At 72.1% G+C, this 18622-nt stretch carries 18 protein-coding genes; 9 read left to right on the top strand and 9 right to left on the bottom strand.

The annotated features are described in order from the left end of the window. Positions 1-178: 178 nt before the first annotated feature. On the bottom strand, positions 179-1492 hold the full coding sequence (locus tag QC282_RS23925; protein WP_279551608.1) for a cation:proton antiporter: 1314 nt from the start codon (positions 1490-1492) through the stop codon (positions 179-181). A gap of 295 nt (positions 1493-1787) precedes the next feature. Here QC282_RS23925 and QC282_RS23930 point away from each other — a divergent pair, with 295 nt between their 5' ends. Further along, entirely contained in the window at positions 1788-2078 is a 291-nt protein-coding gene (locus QC282_RS23930) for a zinc-ribbon domain-containing protein (RefSeq protein WP_279551609.1), read from the top strand. A gap of 81 nt (positions 2079-2159) precedes the next feature. On the opposite strand, the gene QC282_RS23935 is transcribed toward QC282_RS23930, so the two are convergent. Next, entirely contained in the window at positions 2160-3158 is a 999-nt protein-coding gene (locus QC282_RS23935) for a restriction endonuclease (RefSeq protein ID WP_279551610.1), read from the bottom strand. A 122-nt stretch (positions 3159-3280) separates the two neighbouring features. On the opposite strand from QC282_RS23935, the gene QC282_RS23940 reads away from it, so the two are divergent. Together QC282_RS23940 and QC282_RS23945 are read left to right on the top strand one after the other, a co-directional pair. Beyond that, a complete protein-coding gene (locus QC282_RS23940) occupies positions 3281-3421 on the top strand; it encodes a hypothetical protein (RefSeq protein WP_279551611.1) in 141 nt (46 codons plus the stop codon). Positions 3422-3505: 84 nt separating this feature from the next. Further along, positions 3506-3817, top strand: a complete 312-nt coding sequence (locus QC282_RS23945; protein ID WP_279551612.1) for a hypothetical protein — start codon at positions 3506-3508, stop codon at positions 3815-3817. Positions 3818-4226: 409 nt separating this feature from the next. Here the strand turns inward: QC282_RS23945 and QC282_RS23950 are convergent, their stop codons facing one another. After that, positions 4227-5048, bottom strand: coding sequence for a hypothetical protein (locus QC282_RS23950; RefSeq protein ID WP_279551613.1), 822 nt, complete (start codon positions 5046-5048; stop codon positions 4227-4229). A 445-nt stretch (positions 5049-5493) separates the two neighbouring features. Between QC282_RS23950 and QC282_RS23955 the strand changes: the two genes are divergently transcribed. Both QC282_RS23955 and QC282_RS23960 read left to right on the top strand, forming a co-directional pair. Then, complete coding sequence (locus QC282_RS23955; RefSeq protein ID WP_279551614.1) at positions 5494-6558, top strand: thermonuclease family protein; 1065 nt, start codon at positions 5494-5496, stop codon at positions 6556-6558. A 225-nt stretch (positions 6559-6783) separates the two neighbouring features. Next, positions 6784-7896 carry a hypothetical protein gene (locus tag QC282_RS23960; protein WP_279551615.1) on the top strand — a complete coding sequence of 371 codons (1113 nt, stop codon included), beginning with the start codon at positions 6784-6786 and terminating at the stop codon, positions 7894-7896. Between the two features lie 22 nt (positions 7897-7918). Here QC282_RS23960 and QC282_RS23965 read toward each other — a convergent pair whose 3' ends face one another. Next, entirely contained in the window at positions 7919-8578 is a 660-nt protein-coding gene (locus tag QC282_RS23965) for a S1 family peptidase (protein WP_279551616.1), read from the bottom strand. Between the two features lie 451 nt (positions 8579-9029). On the opposite strand from QC282_RS23965, the gene QC282_RS32360 reads away from it, so the two are divergent. From QC282_RS32360 to QC282_RS23980, 4 genes are all read left to right on the top strand, one after another. Beyond that, positions 9030-9110, top strand: coding sequence for a putative leader peptide (locus tag QC282_RS32360; protein WP_336621085.1), 81 nt, complete (start codon positions 9030-9032; stop codon positions 9108-9110). 325 nt (positions 9111-9435) lie between these two features. Next, a complete protein-coding gene (locus tag QC282_RS23970; protein ID WP_279551660.1) occupies positions 9436-10380 on the top strand; it encodes a TauD/TfdA family dioxygenase in 945 nt (314 codons plus the stop codon). 244 nt (positions 10381-10624) lie between these two features. Next, positions 10625-12262: a cellulase family glycosylhydrolase gene (locus tag QC282_RS23975; RefSeq protein ID WP_279551617.1), complete on the top strand. Its 1638-nt coding sequence runs from the start codon at positions 10625-10627 to the stop codon at positions 12260-12262. A gap of 203 nt (positions 12263-12465) precedes the next feature. Continuing rightward, positions 12466-13692 (top strand): cytochrome P450, encoded by a 1227-nt coding sequence (locus QC282_RS23980; protein ID WP_279551618.1) that lies wholly within the window; start codon positions 12466-12468, stop codon positions 13690-13692. A 47-nt stretch (positions 13693-13739) separates the two neighbouring features. Here the strand turns inward: QC282_RS23980 and QC282_RS23985 are convergent, their stop codons facing one another. The 5 genes from QC282_RS23985 to QC282_RS24005 all read right to left on the bottom strand — a co-directional run bounded on the left by QC282_RS23985 (position 13740) and on the right by QC282_RS24005 (position 18242). Further along, the gene (locus tag QC282_RS23985) at positions 13740-15002 is read right to left on the bottom strand and encodes a cytochrome P450 (protein ID WP_279551619.1); all 1263 of its coding nucleotides are present in this window, start codon (positions 15000-15002) and stop codon (positions 13740-13742) included. After that, entirely contained in the window at positions 14999-15616 is a 618-nt protein-coding gene (locus QC282_RS23990) for an ATP/GTP-binding protein (RefSeq protein WP_279551620.1), read from the bottom strand. Before QC282_RS23990 ends, QC282_RS23985 begins: the two co-directional genes overlap by 4 nt. Further along, positions 15597-15953 (bottom strand): DUF742 domain-containing protein, encoded by a 357-nt coding sequence (locus tag QC282_RS23995; RefSeq protein WP_279551621.1) that lies wholly within the window; start codon positions 15951-15953, stop codon positions 15597-15599. Before QC282_RS23995 ends, QC282_RS23990 begins: the two co-directional genes overlap by 20 nt. After that, a complete protein-coding gene (locus tag QC282_RS24000; RefSeq protein ID WP_279551622.1) occupies positions 15950-16369 on the bottom strand; it encodes a roadblock/LC7 domain-containing protein in 420 nt (139 codons plus the stop codon). Before QC282_RS24000 ends, QC282_RS23995 begins: the two co-directional genes overlap by 4 nt. A 121-nt stretch (positions 16370-16490) precedes the next feature. Continuing rightward, on the bottom strand, positions 16491-18242 hold the full coding sequence (locus tag QC282_RS24005) for an ATP-binding protein (protein WP_279551623.1): 1752 nt from the start codon (positions 18240-18242) through the stop codon (positions 16491-16493). Between the last annotated feature and the right edge of the window lie 380 nt (positions 18243-18622).

The raw sequence follows: 18622 nt of genomic DNA on the forward strand, positions 1-18622 counted from the left end.
CCGGTTCCTCTGGGCCCGGCCTCCGTCCCGCCTGCCTCGGAGACCGGCCCCTGCCGGGCCCTGGCCGGCGGCACGGCGGGTCGGGGGCCAGGGCGGCCCAGCAGCGGGCGCGCGGCCGGCCGGACCCACGTCGGTGCCGCCGGGCGCGCTCGCCGATCCCACCGTCCGCGAGCGCCCCTCACAGCCGCTCGCCCGCGACCTCGTCCTCGCTGGGCTCCCGTCTCGTCCGGCTGCCGAACCGCGCCCGCAGTGCGCGAAGCCGGTCGAGCCGGGAGATGACGGGGGAGGCGGTCACTCCGTGCAGGGCGACCGAGACGAGCAGGGTGAAGCCCACCACGGCCCACAGCTCGCCGGCCGCGACGTGGAAACTCTCGATGCCGAGCGCGTAGGCGAGATAGAACAGCGAGCCGATGCCGCGGATCCCGAAGAAGGCGATCACGACGCGTTCCCGGGGCCCGGCGGCGGTGCGGAACTGGGCGAGCCAGCCGGTCAGCGGCCGGATCACCAGCAGCAGGAGCAGACCGACGGCCGCGCCCGCCGGGGAGAGCGGGGCCAGACCGCCCTGGGCGACGAACACACCGAGCAGGAAGAGCAGCGTCGCGGTCAGCAGCCGCTCCACCTGCTCCACGAAGTCGTGCAGCACCATGTGGTAGCCGTGAGCCCGTTCCGCGGAGCGGATGCGGCAGGCGGTGATGAACACGGCCAGAAACCCGTAGCCGTGCGCCAGCTCGGTGACCCCGTAGGCGAGGAACGTGGCGCCCAGCGCGACGAAGCCCTCCCGGTGCTCGGAGAGCCGCATCGCACGCCGGCCGGCACGGAAGAACAGCCAGCCGAGCAGCGCGCCGACACCGAGACCCGCGACCACGCCGACCAGGCACTTGTACGCCAGGTCGACCAGCGCCCAGTGTCCGATCCAGCCGCCGGACAGGCCCGCGCCCGCGGCCGACGCCAGCGCGATCGCCGCCGCGACGACGGGAAAGGCGAGGCCGTCGTTGAGCCCGGCCTCGCTGGTCAGGGCGAAGCGCACCTCGTCCTCGTCGTGCTCGGAGTCGGTCGGTGCCCCCACCCGCACCTCCGAGGCCAGCACCGGATCGGTGGGCGCGAGCACGGCCGCCAGCAGCAGTGCCGCGGCCGGCGGCCAGCCCAGTACGGCCCAGGCGAGTACTGCCACCGCCGCGACGGTCAGCGGCATGGTGACGCCGAGCAGCCGCCAGGTGGCGCGCCAGTGACGACGGCCGAACGGACGGTTCAGCGCCAGCCCGGCGCCCATGAGCGAGATGATCACGCACACCTCGGTGAGGTGTTCCACCCACGCCCGGTCGGCCACGGGATCGATGTCAGGCAGCGGTGCCCCCAGCAACTGGACGAGGACTCCGCAGCCGAGGAAGACAAGCGGCAGGGACAGCGGCCTTCCGGCCACGACACGGGGCAGTACGGCCGCGCAGAGCGCGCCGGCACCGAGCAGAGTGAAGACGAAGTCAGCCGAGGTCACCGATGACGTGTGCCCAGGACGGACCGGCGGACGCCCGCGCACGGACACCGGCATCCCCGGTCGAACCCGCGTACCGACACCGGCATCCCCGGTCGAACCCGCGCACCGACACCGGCATCCCCGGTCGAAGACGCGCCACGCCTTCGCGGCCACCCTCGCGGGGACCGTGCCGGCCGACGGGGCGGCCCACCGCGTGCCCGGCCGCGCGCGAGGTGGGGGAGACTGGCCCTGGGGGACTGGCGTCCGACGCTCGCCGGTGCCCATCGGCAGGCTCCGACCCGGGAAGGACCACCACATGATCATCTTCGGTACCAAGGGGTATCTGTACCAGCTGGCGATACTGACGCTGGTGTGCGGCCGGTGCGGCAACCCCGCCGCGCACACCCTCAAAAAGCGCGTCACGAAGTTCACGCTGTTCTTCGTGCCGCTGTTCCCGTTCTCCACCAAGTACCTGACGCAGTGCACCTTCTGCGGTGCCGAGCAGCAGATCACGAAGGAGCAGGCGGAGCAGCTGCAGGTGCAGGCCGAGAGCGGCCAGGGCCGGCAGGCGTACGGGCAGCCGCACCAGCAGCCGTACCAGCACTGAGCACATCCGCTCCACGGCGGCCCGTCGCGGGGCCCTTGATCCGCCTAGCCGGCCCCGCGCGACCGGGCGCCGCGCCGGAGGTCAGGCGCCGGCGTCCTCCCCGTCGTCGGCGCGGTGGGCCCACGGCGCCGCCAGCGAGCCGTCGCTCCACCCCCGCAGCTCCCGCCGACCCACGCACACTATTCCGCACCGCTCGGCGTACTCCGTGGCCGGAACGGTGAAGTCGCTGGTGGTGACGACGACGGCCACGTCCGCCTCATGGACCGTGAAACAGGTGCCGCCGAACCGCTGCAGGTCCTGGGAGCCCACCTTGTTGTCGTCGGTGTAGCGCTTGCACTGGATCACCACCCGCCGGCCGTCCGGTGTCGTCGCCAGTACGTCGGCGCCCAGGTCCCCCGCGCCGCCCACGACCTCCACCCGCGGGCAGCCGTCCCGGGCGCAGAGGGCGGCTATCGCCTGCTCGAACTCCGCGGGGCTCAGGACGTCGTAGTCGGGGACACCGGGCGTGCCGCCCGTCCCGGCCGTGTCGCGCGGGAAGACGACCGTCGTGGCTTCGCCACCGGCGAGGGCTGCCGTTCCGGCTCCGTCACCGGCGAGGACGACCGTGTCGGTGTCGTCGTCCGCGAGAACGCCGGTCTCCGCCTCGCCGTGCGGCGGGTCCGGCTCCGCGGCGCCAAACGGCGCGCCCGTACGTCCCGCACCCACGCCGACCGCCCCGGCGGACACCGCCGCCGCGTCTGCCTCGTCCACTGCCTCCGGGGCCGGGCCCGTACGCTCCGCCTCAAGTGCGTCGAGCGCCGTGGCCGTTGCCACCTCCAGGGCCGCGCCGGTCCGGCGGGCCAGCCTCGCCGCGGAGAACCTGCGGTGTCCCCGCCTGCACGCCACGGCCACGGCCGGTATCACGAGCAGGAGGACGACGGCCCAGGCGGGGCGCCGCTCGACGACGTGCACCGCCGCACGCCCGAGCCAGCCCACCATGCACACCAGCACGGCCACCAGGGCGAAGAACACGGCTGTCGCGCGGAGATCGAAGGGGCGTTCGCGGTAGGTCGTGCGGGTCCGACGCTGGAAAACGGCCAAGGCGATCAGTCCTCTCGGGTCGACCGGAACGAAGATCACTCGCGGCCGTCTGCCCGGGAAATGATCGTTTAGCGCTCCGCTCCGGAAGCCCGGCCGAGACCTGCCCCCCGGCACTCCTTCGCGTGCGGGTGCCGCAGAAGGTGATCGCCGCGGTGATGGCGTTCGGAGCCGGGGTGATGCTGTCGGCGGTGTCCTTCGAACTCCCGGAGTCGGCGGTGATCGGGGTGAGCCTGCTGGCGTCGTTCGCCCCGTCCCACGCCTGATTGGCACCGCGCCGCTCACGACCGGTCACGTGTCCGGGCCGCCGGCGCACTCATGACCTGCGATCGGCTGGAAACCCGGCCGGCATGACCGACAACGAGCAGGACCGCAAGCCCTCGCCCGACGACGCCCGGATCGTGGAACGGCTCGTGCCGATCTGGCTGGAGGAGACACAGCGCCACGACCCCGACGCCGCACACCGGGCCCGCGACGGCTGGCGGGAGGGCTCCCTGCCGCCGGACAGCGCACGGGACCTCGCCCACTGGGTCACCGCCCGGATCACCGACACGGCCTTCAACGAGGACGAGGGACCCGACGTGAACGGCCCCGCCCGCATCACCCCGGCGGACAAGAGCGCCGTGCTCCGTTGGCTGGACGATCACGGGCACACGGTGTGAGCCCCGCCGACCGGCTCCGGGACCGCCGGCCCAGCCCGTGCCGTCGAGCACCCCTGCCGACGGCGACCGTCGGGCCGGCTCCACCTCCGCGCCGCCGACCGCGGACCGACCACCGCGCCCGCCCCGCTCGCCGAGCCACGCACACCCCGACCACCCGGCCTGCGCCGAGTCCTACGAGGTTCGGGTCTCCGACGACGGGACCACTTGGCGAACGGTCGTGTGCGACCCGCGCGGCTACGACCCGTCGCACCGGAGAGGGGAACGGTCCTGGACGCGGACTACCGCCTGCCCTGCCGCCCGACTCGGACCCGACGGACCCGGCGGGCACGTGGTGCCGGCGGGCGGTGTCATGTCGGCGGGGACTCGGCCACGGTGCGAGGGAGCCCGGCCAAGAGGGCGGCGTCTCTGATCAGGGATGACCGCTCGACGGACCCGTGGTCCCGCCGGGCAGGCGCAGCGGCGGCGGGTCCGCCGGTGCCGGCGGCGGCGTGTCGCCCGGGGTGGGTGGCGCATCGTGACGGAGCTCGCCGCGCACACCGGCGAGGGCGAAGGCCACCATGGACAACAGGATGATCAGCGCGATGGGCCCCCAGATCGCCGGGATCGCCCACATCGGCCAGTCGTTCGCCTCCTGCGCCCAGAGCGTCAGGATGGCGGTGGCGCCCATGCCGACGCCGTGCCACCGCACCACGGACGCTGCTGCCTGATGACGGGCGTTTCCCCGCGCGATGAGTGACCACAGGGCACCCACGAGGGCCGCCAGACCGAGGGAGATACAGGCGAGTGCGCCGCCGAGGCGGTCCGCGGGCCACCCGACGGGCCCGGAGGACGTCTGCTGCCGCCGTCCGTCGGCGTCCCGCACCTCGACGACCCGGCCGTGCCAGATGAGACCGACGACCTTGTCGTCCGGCTCCATTTCCGACACGACCGGATCGGTCTGCCGGAACGTCACTTCCCACGGCTTGCCGGAGGGCAGCAACAGCACCGCCTCGGGCGGCGCGCCCTTCTTGCCGTGGTTCGTCGCGGCCTCCCGGACGGTGAATGCCTGTTCCCACAGGCACCCGGACGCCCGCACCGGGACGGAGGCGCACTCCGGCGCGGCACGGTAGTCCCGCTCGCGCTCCAACGCTCCGCCGATCTCTGAGGCACTGGCCGCCCCGACGCCCAGGACCACGAGAGCGACCAGCAGCCATACGACCGCCGGCAGCGTCTTGTGTTCCGCCGATCTCACTGTCACTCGTCACCTTCCGACGTATGTGCCGAGCGATATTCGAACACGAGGACCGAGGTCCACCCAGGCCGCCCACGGGCAGCGTCCGACCGGCGAGACTTGCCGGACCCGGGCAACGAGTGAGGGCTGTCGGTGACCCCGGACGGGGCGAGTCGCCGGGCAGCGGCAATGAACAAGGTGCGAGGGGGAGAGAGAACGGAGGGCATCGGGCATCAGCAGGCGCAGAGCGGTTGTCGCCGGACGAGCGGATCCGGCATCGCGGCGAGTCACAGTGACGGATCGGCCGCCGCGGCCGCCACCACTCGCCGGTTGTCGTCCTCGGCGGCTGTCGGGAACCGGTGGGCGAACAGAGGCTTTTGCCCCGAAATTTGCCCGGTCTGTATCTGGTCCTCACACCGGACCGGTGCTCTACTGAGGGCAGAATCTCCCGCCCCCGGAGGGCGGTATGTGCCCCTCACCTCGTCCCGACCCGGACGCCTGGCGCCGCCGGAGTCCCCGGCCGCCGGGCCCGCGACGTGCCGGACATCCCAAGCACCTCTGGATCACCGCGGTCCTGGTCCTCGTCGGCCTCCTGGTGGCCCTCGGCGGTCTGGGGGCACTCCTGGAAGCAGACCGGACGTCCACACCCACGTCCGAGTCAGCCACGAAGCTCGTCGACACCGCCACGCTGCCACCGGCCGAGACAACGACCAAGACGACCGAGACAACGACCAAGACGGTCGAGACGCGGCGGACGGCCGAGACGACCGAGGCGACCAAGACGGCCGAGACACCGCCCCGGACACCCCAGCAGACGGCATCACCGCCTCCCGAGCCGAGGGACACCCCCACGACCACACCGGCCCCGAAACCCCCGGCCCCGGCCCCGAAGCCCCGGACCACCACCCAGTCGCCGGCGGGCGTGGTCGTGCTCCGGATCATCGACGGTGACACCGTCGAGGTGCGCGGCGACGGCCGGGTCGTTCCCGACGGTGCGGTGGCGAAGGTGCGGCTGCTGCAGATCGACGCGCCGGAACGCGGCGACTGCTTCGCCGACGCCGCCACCGCGCGGACTGCCGCGCTGCTGCCGACGGGCAGCACCGCACGCGCCGAACGCGACGTGGAGCTGAAAGACCGCTACGACCGTTACCTGCTGTACCTCTGGAACGAACAGGACGTCTTCGTGAACGCCTCCCTCGTCGGCAGCGGCCACGCCGAAGCGGTCCTCTTCCCGCCGAACGACAAGTACTGGCCGACGGTCTCGCGCGCCGGGAATGCCGCCGAGCAGGCCGGAGCCGGCCTGTGGACCGCCTGCCCCGGCCCCGCTGACTCGACGGTTCCCTCTCCGGACACGTCCGAGCCCGCCGTCCCGAACGCCCCCACCCCCACCCGCCCCGACCTGCCGCCCGGACCTCCAGCAGGCGTCCCCGACCGGGACTGCTCGGACCTCACGGGCCCCGTGTGGGTCGGTGCCGACGACCCACACCGGCTCGACCGCGACGGCGACGGCATCGGCTGCGAAAGCGGCTGAAGGGGTCGCCGGGGCCGCCCGTGACTCACGGGGGCGACGGAAGGGAAGCCGCCACAGCCGGACCGGCACCCGGCACGCCGGAGGCGAACCGCCCCCCCCCGGTCCCGGACTGCGTGACCTCGACACCCCCTTCCTCACCCACATACATGCGATCATCGACCGCACGCCGAGAGCCCGTGAGGTGGCCGCGGGCCGGCGGTCTCGTGGGAGCGCGGGGTGGGGGAGATGTACGCGAACATGCGCGTGGTCAAGGTCAACGCGACGCTCGCCGTGCTGCTGCTCCTGTTCGCCTCCGTGGCGGCCCTGCGCGCAGTCGTCGGCCCTGACATGACCTGGAAGTACGAGAAGGTGCTCCAGGAGGCGGGCACGCTGCACGACGTGATCGCCACCGCCGGCGACGACGTCTGGGCAGCCGGTGACGGTTTCCTCCTGCACGACGACGGCACCGGCTGGCAACGCCGTCCCGTGCCGGCATCGTTGGGCGACAGCGTGCACCGGGCGCGCTTCGACGCCGCGGACACCGGCGGTTTCCTGATGACGGCCAGCCGCACGAACGGGCACACGCAGGGCATGGCCTACTGGGACGGCACCCGCTGGGCGGCGCTGCCCCAACTCCCCGACGACGGCCGGGTCATGGACGTGAGGGCCTTTGCCTCCGACGACATCTGGGTCCTCGCCGACTGGACCGGCGCGCACCACTGGGACGGCACCCGCTGGACTGCCATGGACCTGCCCGTCACGGTCACCGCGCTCGACGGGGTCTCGTCCGACGACCTGTGGGCGGTCGGCCATCACTACCCGGACGGTCCCGACGAAGGTTTGGGGACGCCCGGCGCTCAGCCCGCCGCCGTGCACTGGAACGGCCGCACCTGGAAGCTCGTGCCGACGCCGGAGTACCGCCACACAACCCCGGCCCCTGAGCAACTGGCCCATCTCACCGAGGTCGTCGCGCTCGCGAAGGACGACATACGCGCCTACGGCAAGCACACCTCCATCTCCGAGGACGACGAACCCGACCCTCCCGAGGAGGACATCCGCCTGCGCTGGAACGGCACAGGCTGGCTGAAGTTGCCCAACTCGAAGGGCGCGTGCTCGGATCGCGGCCGTTGGATCCGCGACGGCGAGCGCGGGGTGGTCCTCGGCGCCGGCCGGTACCTCACCGCGGACGGCAACTGCCAGGGGATCGGACTGTCCGAGCCGCCGGGCACCGGCGCGACCAAGCCGGACTCACGGCAGTCACTCAGGCTGAACGCCATAACGGCCGTCCCCGGCACCGACGACATCCTCGGCGTCGGCGCCGTCGGGGACCTCCCGGTGATCGTCGCTCTGCAGCGCTGAGGGTCGCCGGCAGGGCGGAGGTTCAGCCGATCGTGAGCCCATAAGCGGAAAGAATCTCCACCACCGGCTGGAAATACGTCACCCCGCCCGTCGAACAGCTGCCCTGGCCGCCGACGGCGATACCCAGGGCGGCGGTGCCGTTGAAGCCGGGGCCGCCCATGTCGCCCGGCTCCGCGCACAGGTTGGCCGAGAAGAGGCCGTACACGGTGGAATCCGCGTACCTCACGGTGACGTTGACCGCGGTGACCTGGCCGCAGCGCAGGCCCCCGGAGAGGCTCGGCATGCAGATCCGTTCGCCGACGGCCGGGTTGCGGGCCGAGGTGATGGGGAACACGGACGTGCCGGCCGCGACTTCACTCGGTGCGGACACGGTGGGGTAGTAGCGCAGGAGCCCGTAGTCGTTGCCGGGGAAGCTGCTGCTCGCGGAGGTGCCCACGGGGACGCTGCCCGCCGGGTCGCGGTAGTACCAGGTGCTGCCCGATGCGACGCAGTGGCCCGGCATCAGCCCGTAATACGTCGTGCCCTGATGGGCGTTGAAGCCCACGCGGCAGCGGATGCCGCCGCTGTACAACTGGTCACCGCCCCGCACGGTCACGGACGTTTCCGCGGCGTGTGCCGGGGTGGTGAGCGCAGCCGCGAGGACGGCGAACGCGGCAAGGACGAGAGGCAGGCGTCTGAGCATGTGTCCTCCGTGATGTCGGTGCGCACCATGGTCGTGGCTGCGGCCCCGGCCATGAAGGGCCTGCGCGCCCCCTGTGGCCGGGGCTGGTTGGTTTTCGGACGGCCTGAAGCGTCGGCACGTCGTGCTGATCGATAGCAGTAGCGGACTGGAGACCGCCTCCCCGTCGCTCTGGCCCTGCTCAAGCTTCCGACCAGCGCGTTGACCGCCGTGCTCGGACTGCTGCTGATGTGCGGTAACTCCGTGGGCGGGGCGAACAACACCCTGGCAAACCGGTTCGCGACCCCCAGGTGACGGCTGCCTGACGGCAGTCGCACAACGTGATCCTCATGCGCGTCCCACTCACCGGCGGGCGGGTCCGGGGGAGGGTGATCCTTTCGGCGGTGTTTCAGGGTCGTGAAGCGGACCCGGGAAGCCTTGACCGGCCGTGCCGCGCCTGGTCAAGCTCGTGGACATGACCGCGACGCCCCTCCTCGTGACGCGGCTCCACATCGACTTGGAGCGCCTGGCCTCGGCCGCCTGTCCGTGCCGCTGACGGCCGCGGGCACTCGCCGCGCCCGCGCTTCCGGGCGGCGGCCCCTCCACATACCGGCTGCCCGGCCCCCGCCCGCGCCTCCGCCCGGTGCCCCCGCCCCGACCGCGCCCTCCCGTTCCGCGTCGCACGCGGCCCGCCCTGCGCCTCACGCGACGCCCAGCGCCCAACCGCCGAAACGCGACGTCCAGCGCCCACCCGCCGAAACGCGGCATCCAGCACCCACCCGCCGAAGGGAACCCCCATGACCACCCCCGCCCCGGCCCCGGCCGTCACCTCCGCCGCCACGGCTGCCGGCGGCACCTCCGCCGCCCCGGCGGTCAGCGACATCTCCGCCGCCCCCACCGCCCCCGCCGTCGAGCGCATCGGCGGTCGCATCGGCGCCGTGCTGCGAGGCGTCCGCCTCGGCGGGGACCTGCCCGGACCCACCGTGGACGCGATCCGCGCCGCCGTCCTCGCGCACAAGGTGGTCTTCCTCCGCGACCAGCACCATCTCGACGCCGACAGCCACGAGGCGTTCGCCCGGCTCCTCGGCACACCCGTCGCGCACCCCACCGTGCCCTCCGTCGACGGGCGTTACGCCTTCGCCGTCGACAACGACCACGGAGGCCGCGCCAATCAGTGGCACACCGACGTCACCTTCGTGCCCGCCTACCCGGCGTTCTCCATCCTGCGCGCCGAGGTCGTCCCGCCGTACGGCGGCAACACCCTGTGGGCCAACACGGCCGCCGCCTACGCCGAACTCCCCGAACCCCTGCGAGTGCTGGCAGACAGCCTGCGCGCCGTGCACACCAACGACTACGACTACGCCGCCGCGCGCCCGCACGCCTCCGCCCGCGAACTCCAGCAGCACCGCGAGGTGTTCACGTCCACCCGGTTCCGCACCGAGCACCCGGTGGTGCGCGTGCACCCCGAGACGGGAGAGCGCACCCTGGTCCTCGGCAGCTTCGTGCAGCGGCTCGCCGGCTTCAACGGGCGGGACTCCCGTGCCCTGATCGGCGTCCTGCAGTCGCACGTCGAGCGCCCGGAGAACACCGTCCGCTGGCAGTGGCGCGCCGGTGACGTGGCCATCTGGGACAACCGCGCCACCCAGCACTACGGCGTCGACGACTCCGACGACCACGAGCGCACCCTGCGCCGCGTCACGATCGACGGGGACGTTCCGGTGGGCGTGGACGGCCGCCGGTCGGTGCTGCTGGCACCGGAGTCGGTGCCGGAGCCGGAGCACGGCATCGTGTCCGGAGCCTCCACGAGCCGCCGCCCAGGGCTATGACGCGGGAGTGAACGAGGCGCGGCGGCCGGTGAGTTCACCGGCCGCCGCCGTATTCGACCCGTCGACTGCTGCACGACGGGTTGACGTGTTCCTGGCCAGATGGCTTTATGGGAGCGCTCCCACACTTTCCGATGCTCGATTTCCTGGCGCTCACCCCCATGGAGGCGCAGTGAAAAGGACGACACGCACGACACGTACGACACGCACGTCACCATCCACTCCTGCCACGGCCCGGTCGGCCGTCGTGGCCGCACTGGTCGCCCTGGCCGTCCTGCTGGGGCTCGGCGCCCTGAGCGCGGGCCCGGCCCGTGCCGCTGAGTCAAGCGGTGCGCAGCCGCCCCGTACCCAGGCCACCGGCCTGCACATCAGCGACGGCCGGCTGCTGGAGGCGAACGGCAATGACTTCGTGATGCGCGGCGTCAACCACGCGCACACCTGGTACACGAACCAGACGCAGTCATGGGCCGACATCAAGGCGCTGGGCGCCAACACCGTCCGCGTCGTCCTGTCCGACGGCCACCGCTGGACCGAGAACAGCCCCGCGGACGTGGCGGCCGTCGTCGAGCGGTGCAAGGTCAACCGGCTGATCTGTGTCCTGGAGGTGCACGACACCACCGGATACGGCGAGGAGGCCGCCGCCGGAACGCTTGACCACGCGGCCGACTACTGGATCGGCCTCAAGGACGTACTGGCCGGTCAAGAGGACTACGTCATCATCAACATCGGCAACGAGCCCTGGGGCAACACGAACCCCGAGGGCTGGACCGACCCCACCATCGCGTCCGTCAAGAAGCTCCGCGCGGCGGGCTTCCAGCACACGATCATGGTGGATGCGCCCAACTGGGGCCAGGACTGGCAGGGCGTCATGCGGGCCAACGCCCGGTCGGTGTACGACGCCGACCCCACGGGCAACTTGATCTTCTCGATCCACATGTACAGCGTCTTCGACACGGCCCAGGAGATCAACGACTACCTCAACGCGTTCGTCAATGCCCGACTGCCCATCGTCATCGGCGAGTTCGGCGGCCCCGCGGACCAGTGGGGCGACCCGGACGAGGACACCATGCTGGCCGCCGCCGAGCGACTCGACCTCGGTTATCTGGCCTGGTCCTGGAGCGGCAACACCGACCCGGTCCTCGACCTCGCCATCGGCTTCGACCCCAAGCAGCTCAGCTCCTGGGGGCAGCGCATCTTCCACGGCGCCAACGGCATCGCCGCGACCTCGCGCGAGGCCGAGATCTTCGGGGGCGGCCAGGCCGACATCCAGGCCCCGACCGCTCCCGGCGCCCCCGCCGCCTCGTCCGTGACAGCGGCCTCCGTCACGCTCACGTGGCCGGCCGCCACCGACAACGTCGGCGTCACCGGATACGACGTCGTGCGGATCGCCGCCGGCTCGGAGACCGAGGTCGCCGCCTCCACCACCACCTCGGCCACCGTGTCCGGCCTGAGCGCGGCGACGACGTACACCTTCGCCGTCTACGCCCGCGACGCCGCCGGGAACCGTTCGGCCCGCTCGGCGACCGTCAGCCTCACCACCGACGGGGACGGCGGCGGCACCCCGGGCACATGCTCCGTCGGCTACCGCGTCGTCGGCGAATGGCCAGGCGGCTTCCAGGGCGAGATCACCCTGCGCAACACCGGCACCGCCCCGGTCCGCGACTGGACGCTGGTGTTCGCCTTCCCCGACGGGCAGAAGATCACCAACATGTGGGGCGGAACGCCCGCCCAGTCCGGCGGCACGGTCACCGTCACGCCCGCCTCCTACACGGCCACCGTCCCGGCCTCGGGTTCGGTCACCCTCGGCTTCACGGCGGCCAAGGGCAGCGCGAACACCAGCCCGAAGACCTTCACCCTGAGCGGCAGCGCCTGCGCCGCGTCCTGACCGGTACGTCCACGTGCCGGCCGGCGAGGACGCGCGTCCCCGGCCGGCACGTGAACCGGGCGACAGCCCGAAACCACCGGGTGACCGAGCGCTTTCGGCCAAGGATTGACCATCGCTCAATAGGCGGCCCGGGCCCCCTGTCCCGGGCGCCTGATGATCAACTACCTTGTTTGACAAGCCCGTTACTCAATTCAGGGAGCCCCATGTCCACCGCGCAGCAGGTCCCCGACATCCTCTCGCCCGAGTTCGCTGCGAACCCCTACCCGGCCTATCGCACGATGCGCGAGACCGCACCCCTGATCTGGCACGAGGCCACACAGAGCTACATCATCTCGCGCTACGAGGACGTGGAACGCGTCTTCAAGGACAAGGCGGGCGAGTTCACCACCGACAACTACGACTGGCAGCTCGAACCCGTGCACGGCAAGACGATCGTCCAGCTCAGCGGCCGCGAGCACGCCGTGCGCCGGGCGCTCGTCGCACCCGCCTTCCGGGGCAACGACCTGCAGGAGAAGTTCCTGCCCGTCATCGAGCGCAACTCCCGCGAACTCATCGACGCCTTCCGGCACACCGGCTCCGCCGACCTCGTCGGCGACTACGCGACGCACTTCCCGGTCAGCGTGATCGCCGACATGCTGGGCCTCGACAAGGCCGACCACGCCCGCTTCCACCGCTGGTACACCGCGGTCGTCGCCTTCTTCAGCAACCTCTCGGGCGACCCGGAGGTGGCTGCGGCGGGGGAGCGGACCCGGGTGGAATTCACCGAGTACATGCTGCCGATCATCCGCGAGCGCCGGGACAACCTCGGCGACGACCTGCTGTCCACCCTGTGCGCGGCCGAGGTCGACGGCGTCAAGATGAGCGACGAGGACATCAAGGCGTTCTGCAGCCTGCTGCTCGCCGCCGGCGGCGAGACCACCGACAAGGCCATCGCCAGCATCTTCGCGAACCTGCTCACGCACCGCGAACAGCTCGCGGCCGTCCGCGAGGACCGCGGCCTGATACCCCGGGCCCTGGCCGAGACGCTGCGCTACACGCCGCCGGTCCACATGATCATGCGCCAGTCGGCGACCGAGGTGAAACTCAGCGGCGGCACCATACCCGCCGGCGTCACCGTCACCTGCCTGATCGGCGCCGCCAACCGGGACGAGAACCGCTACCGGAACCCGGACAGCTTCGACATCTTCCGCGACGACCTCACCGCGACGACCGCCTTCTCCGCCGCCGCCGACCACCTCGCGTTCGCCCTCGGCCGGCACTTCTGCGTGGGCGCCCTGCTGGCCAAGGCCGAGGTCGAGACCGGCGTCGGACAACTCCTCGACGCCATGCCCGACGTGCGGCTCGCCGACGGCTTCGAGCCGGTCGAGCAGGGCGTGTTCACGCGCGGACCGCAGTCCCTCCCGGTGCGGTTCACCCCCGTCGCCGCCTGACGCGCCACCTCACGGGCAGGGGCCCCGGCATCGGGGCCCGCCCGCCGCTACCGCGCGACCGGCGTGAACTCCACCGGCAGCGCCGTCAGCCCGCGCATCCAGATCGACGGACGCCAGGTCAGCTCCTCCGGCTCCACCGCCAGCACCAGGTCCGGCAGCCGCTCCAGCAGCGTCTCCACGGCCGTACGCGCGATGACGTCGGCCAGCAGCGGCGCCGGATAGGGGCAGCGGTGCTCGCCGTTGCTGAACGACAGGTGCGCTGAGTTCTCCGCGCCGACGTGCGCCTCCGGCCAGATCTGCGGGTCCGTGTTGGCCGCGGCGAGGCCCAGCACCAGGCAGTCACCGGCCCGGATCTGCCGACCGCCGAGCTGGGTGTCACGCACCGCCCAGCGGCCGATGAAGTTCTGCGTCGGCGTGTCCAGCCACAGCACCTCGTTCAGCGCCTCGCCCACACTCAGCCGGCCGCCCGACACGTTCAGCGCGAACCGCTCGTCGGTCAGCAGCAGCCGCAGCGTGTTGCAGATCCAGTTCGCCGTCGGCTGCTGCGCCGCCGCGATGACCGAGATCAGGTCCTGGACGATCTCCTCGTCGGTCAGCCCCGCCGGGTGCAGCAGCATCCGCGAGGTGACGTCCGGACCCGGCCGCTCCCGCTTCTCCTTCACCAGCTGCGTCAGCCGCGCGCCCACCCGCCCGTACGCGGCCACCGGGTCGTCGCCCTCCGCCGCGTCCAGGGAGATCCGCAGGTCGTCCACGAGCTGCTGGGTGTCCGTGCCGGAGTGCGGCATCCCGCACATCTGCACCGCCGCGCGCATCGGCAGGGCGTGCGCGTACGCGCTCATCAACTCCGCCTGGCCGCTGCCCGAGAAGGCACCGATGAGCTGGTCGGCGATGTGCTGGCAGTCGCGCGCCAGCTCGAACTGGTCGACGCCCTCCAGCGCCTCGGTGATCACCCCGGCCCGCCGCTGGTGCTCCGCGCCCTCGGTGAACAGCACCGACGGCTGGTATCCGACGAACGGCAGCAGCGGCCAGTCCGGCGGGATGTTCGGCCACTGGTTCCAGCGGCGCGAGTCCCGCGCGAACAGCTCGTCGTGACTGGTCACATAGCCGACCTCGGAGTAGCCGAGGACCAGCCAGGCGGGAATGTCGTGGTCGAGCAGCACCGGCGCGACCGCGCCGTGCTCCCGGCGCAGCGTCCGGTACAGCTCCGACGGCGTCTGCTGGTACTCCAGACCGGCCAGGCGCACCGCGCCCGCATGGGCGGGGCAGCCCGGGGGAGCCGCGTCGGCGGAGGGGATTCCGGTGTCGGTCACGGTGTCGTCTCCTGGGCCATGGCCAGTTCGTAGAGGTGGTCCACGAGGGTGATCAGCACGTCCTTCCCGGACTGCCTGACCCGCGCGTCGCAGTCGATCAGCGGCACGTGTTCGGGCAGTGCGAGCGCATGACGGATCTCGTCCAGGGAGTACCTGGTGGTGTCGTTGTCGAAGCGGTTCACGGCGACCACGAACGGCGTCCGGTGGTGCTCCAGCCGGTCTATCGCGTACCAGGAGTCGTCCATGCGGCGCGTGTCGACGAGCACGACCGCGCCCAGCGTGCCGGAGAACAGCCGGTCCCACAGGAACCAGAAGCGTTCCTGCCCCGGCGCGCCGAACAAGTACAGCACCATGCGGGCGTTGAGGCTGATCCGTCCGAAGTCGAACGCCACCGTGGTGGTCGTCTTCCCCGCCACCCCGCTCGTCTCGTCCACGCCCACACCGGCCTGCGTCATCACCTCCTCGGTGTTGAGCGGCCGGATCTCGCTGACCGAGCGGACCAGCGTCGTCTTGCCGACTCCGAAACCGCCCACGACGACGATCTTCAGGCCGGTCTCCGCGGCGTCGTCCAGGGGTGTGCGGTGGGAGGGCAGCTCAGAGGTTGCGGAGCCCATGGAGCACCTCCTTGAGAAGGGCGGTATCGGGGAGCGAGGCGACGGACTGCGCCGCGCGCGGGTGTCGGGCGGTGATGCGGCCCGTGGCGAGCAGGTCGCCGAGCAGGATCCGCACCACCGTGATCGGCAGTTTCAGCTCCGCGGCGATCTCCACCACGGCCGTCGGATGCCGGCACAGCTCAAGGATCCGGGCGTGCTCCGACTGCGTCCCGGGCGTGGGTTCGCACTCACTGACGACGAGGGTGACGAGGTCGAACGCGTCGTCGGCGCGGCTGCGCCCGCCCGTGACCGTGTAGAGCCGGTCGGGATCACCGGTGTCCACGGGCCTGCGCGTCACGAGCCGGCACTCCCCGGCACGGGCTGTCGGGGCGCGGCCCGCAGGTGCTCCCCGATCTGCTCGACCAGCTCGGTCATCTGGTGGCCGACGACGCCGGGGTCGGCGTCCTCCTCGGCGACCACCGCCAGATGCGCGCCCTCACCGGCCTCCACGATGAACAGCAGGCCGCCGTGGAACTCGGTCATGGAATGCCGCACGCCGCCGGTCCCGTCGCCGAACTCGACGGAGGCGCCCTGGGCGAGGGCCTGGATGCCGGAGCAGATCGCCGCCAGTTGGTCAGCCTGGTCGAGCGACAGATGTTCGGTCCAGCACAGCTTCAGACCGTCCCGGGACAGGACCAGGGCGTGCCGCGTGCCGGGGGTGCGCTCCAGAAGGCTCTGCAGAAGCCAGGTGAGGCTGTTGTCGGTGGTCTGCATGGTGGGTGATGGGACGGTGGTGCCCGGCTGAACCGGTCACCGGCCCGTTCCTCCAATCTCACGTGCTCAAGCGGGGGAAGTGGGCGCCAGGGCCCCGGGCGCCGTACGGGAAGGCCTGGGCCTACGGCGCTGCCGGCGGCTCGGGATCGGTGTCGGGCCGGGCAGCCGCACCGGTGGCGCCGCTGCCGGACCGGCGCCCGCGGTGGAAGGCGCCGAAGCGGGAGCCCGCGTCGCGTGCCGGGGCACGTTCCCGGTCCGCCGCGCCGTCCTGCGCGGGCCCGGTGTCGGTGTCCCGGCGCTGCTCGCGCTCGCGCTCGGCCTCGGCCATGGTGCGGCCGGGCGTACGGACGGGCAGGCCGTTCGGCGTGGACCCGCGTGGGCGCCGGTGCGCTCCGCCCTGTTCGGGCAGTTCCACGCGGGCGGCGGGGCGTTCCACGGCCATGGGGCGCGCGGCGGGGTCGGGCACCGCGCGGGGCGCGGGCGGCTCGGCGACGGCGGGTGCCTCGGCCGCGGGCGTGGGAGCCGCGACGGCGGGACGGCGCGGCGTCTGCGCCGGGGCGGGGTCGCGCTGCTGGGCCAGCAACTGCGGCGGGACGAGGACCACGACGCCGGTGCCGCCCCGGGACGACGGCCGGTAGTTGACGCTGATGCCGTACTTGACCGCCAGTCGCCCGACGACCGCCAGACCCAGCCGCGTGCCCTGCAGCGAGGCGAGGTCGGTCATACGGCCGGACACCGCCTGCTCGGCGCGCCGCATCGCCGCGTCGGCCATCTTCAGGCCGCTGTCCTCGATGGTGATGACGATTCCGGCGCTGCGCTCCTCGACGTACACATGGACCTCGTCGATGGGCGGCGAGAAATTGGCAGCGTTGTCCATCAGCTCGGCGAGCAGATGCATCAGGCCTTCCGCGGCGAAGCCCGAGATCGCGGCGCTCGTCGGACAGTGCAGCCGCACCCGCCGGTAGGCGGCGATCCGGCCGACCGCGCCCCGCAGGATGCTCTCCATGACGATCGGCCTGTTCCAGGCGCGGCTGGAACGGCCGCCCATGAGCAGCGCCAGCCGGTCCGTCATCAGGCCCAGCTGCGAGGTGCTGTGGTCCAGCCTCAGCAGATCGCCGAAGACCTCCTCGCCGTGCCGTTCCTGCAGCTCCCTGAGGTCGGCGAGCATGCTGACGGCCTTCGCCTGCACGCGGCTGAGCGCCTTGGCCGAGGCGGCCTGTGCGGCTGCCGCGCGCCGCTCGCTGAGGGCGATTTCACGGACGAACGATTCGGCAGGCACACGCAGCAGCGGGATCTTCGGCCAGTCCAGCTCGGTGAGCACGGTGTCGGCCGACTGCCCGTCGCGGAGCTTGGCCACCCCGGCGGGCAGGGTCTCGTGCGTGAGCCGCTCCAGTTCCGCCGCGGCCTGGTTCAACTCCTCGCGGGCCTGGCGGCGTTCGGCGTCCAGGGCCGCCGCGTGCTGCATGGCCTCCTCGACGACGGAGGCGAAGGTGTGCACGACCTGCCGCAGTTGCGGGTCGGACGGCGGCGTCACGCTCGTCAGGGTGTCACTCGCGCTCGTCCCGTCCCGCAGCCGCTTGACGACGGCGGGCAGGGTGACGTTCACCAGGTGAGCGGTGTCCGCCGACAACTGTGCCGACCGGGCCTTGAACTGGCCGACCTCGGCGAAGTGCCGTGCCCCCGACCGGCGGGCGCGCCGGATCAGCAGGGTGCTGACCACGACGGTGGCGGCCACGCAGAGCCAGCCGCCCAGGGCCGTGGCCGGTGCCCACGGTCCGGCGTCGGCCGGTGCCGCCAGGGCCACCGCGCCGGCGGCCGCGGCAGTCACCAGCAGCACCGCCAGTGGTACGGCCGGAGAGGGCTTGGAAGCCATCGCTGACCGGTGCTGACTGGGCGGTGCTGGCACTGACATTCCGCGGTCCCTCGGTCCTTTGAGAGCAGGAGAATCGGTCGACCGACACACGGTCGCAGGTCAGGAGAACGCCGCGGAAATGACGGCGATCTTCCGGACCGGTACGCGCTCATGCTAGTCATCCTGCTGCGCACCGGGTTTTGACCAGGGGCATCGTCACGCCTGGGCGCGATTTCGTCCCGAAGTCGCCGCCGGGTCAAAGGCTTTGTGATAAAGGATGTCACCAGCATTCAGAGCGCTCCGGAAAGCGCCGATGGCGGCCGTGGCACGCGCCTGTTCGGTCAACCGGCCGGGAATTACCGTTTCTTCGTCGCGCCGAGCCCTCGAAGGAGTGAGTGTTT

Source organism: Streptomyces sp. DH24 (assembly GCF_029813775.1).
Classification (GTDB): Bacteria; Actinomycetota; Actinomycetes; order Streptomycetales; family Streptomycetaceae; genus Streptomyces.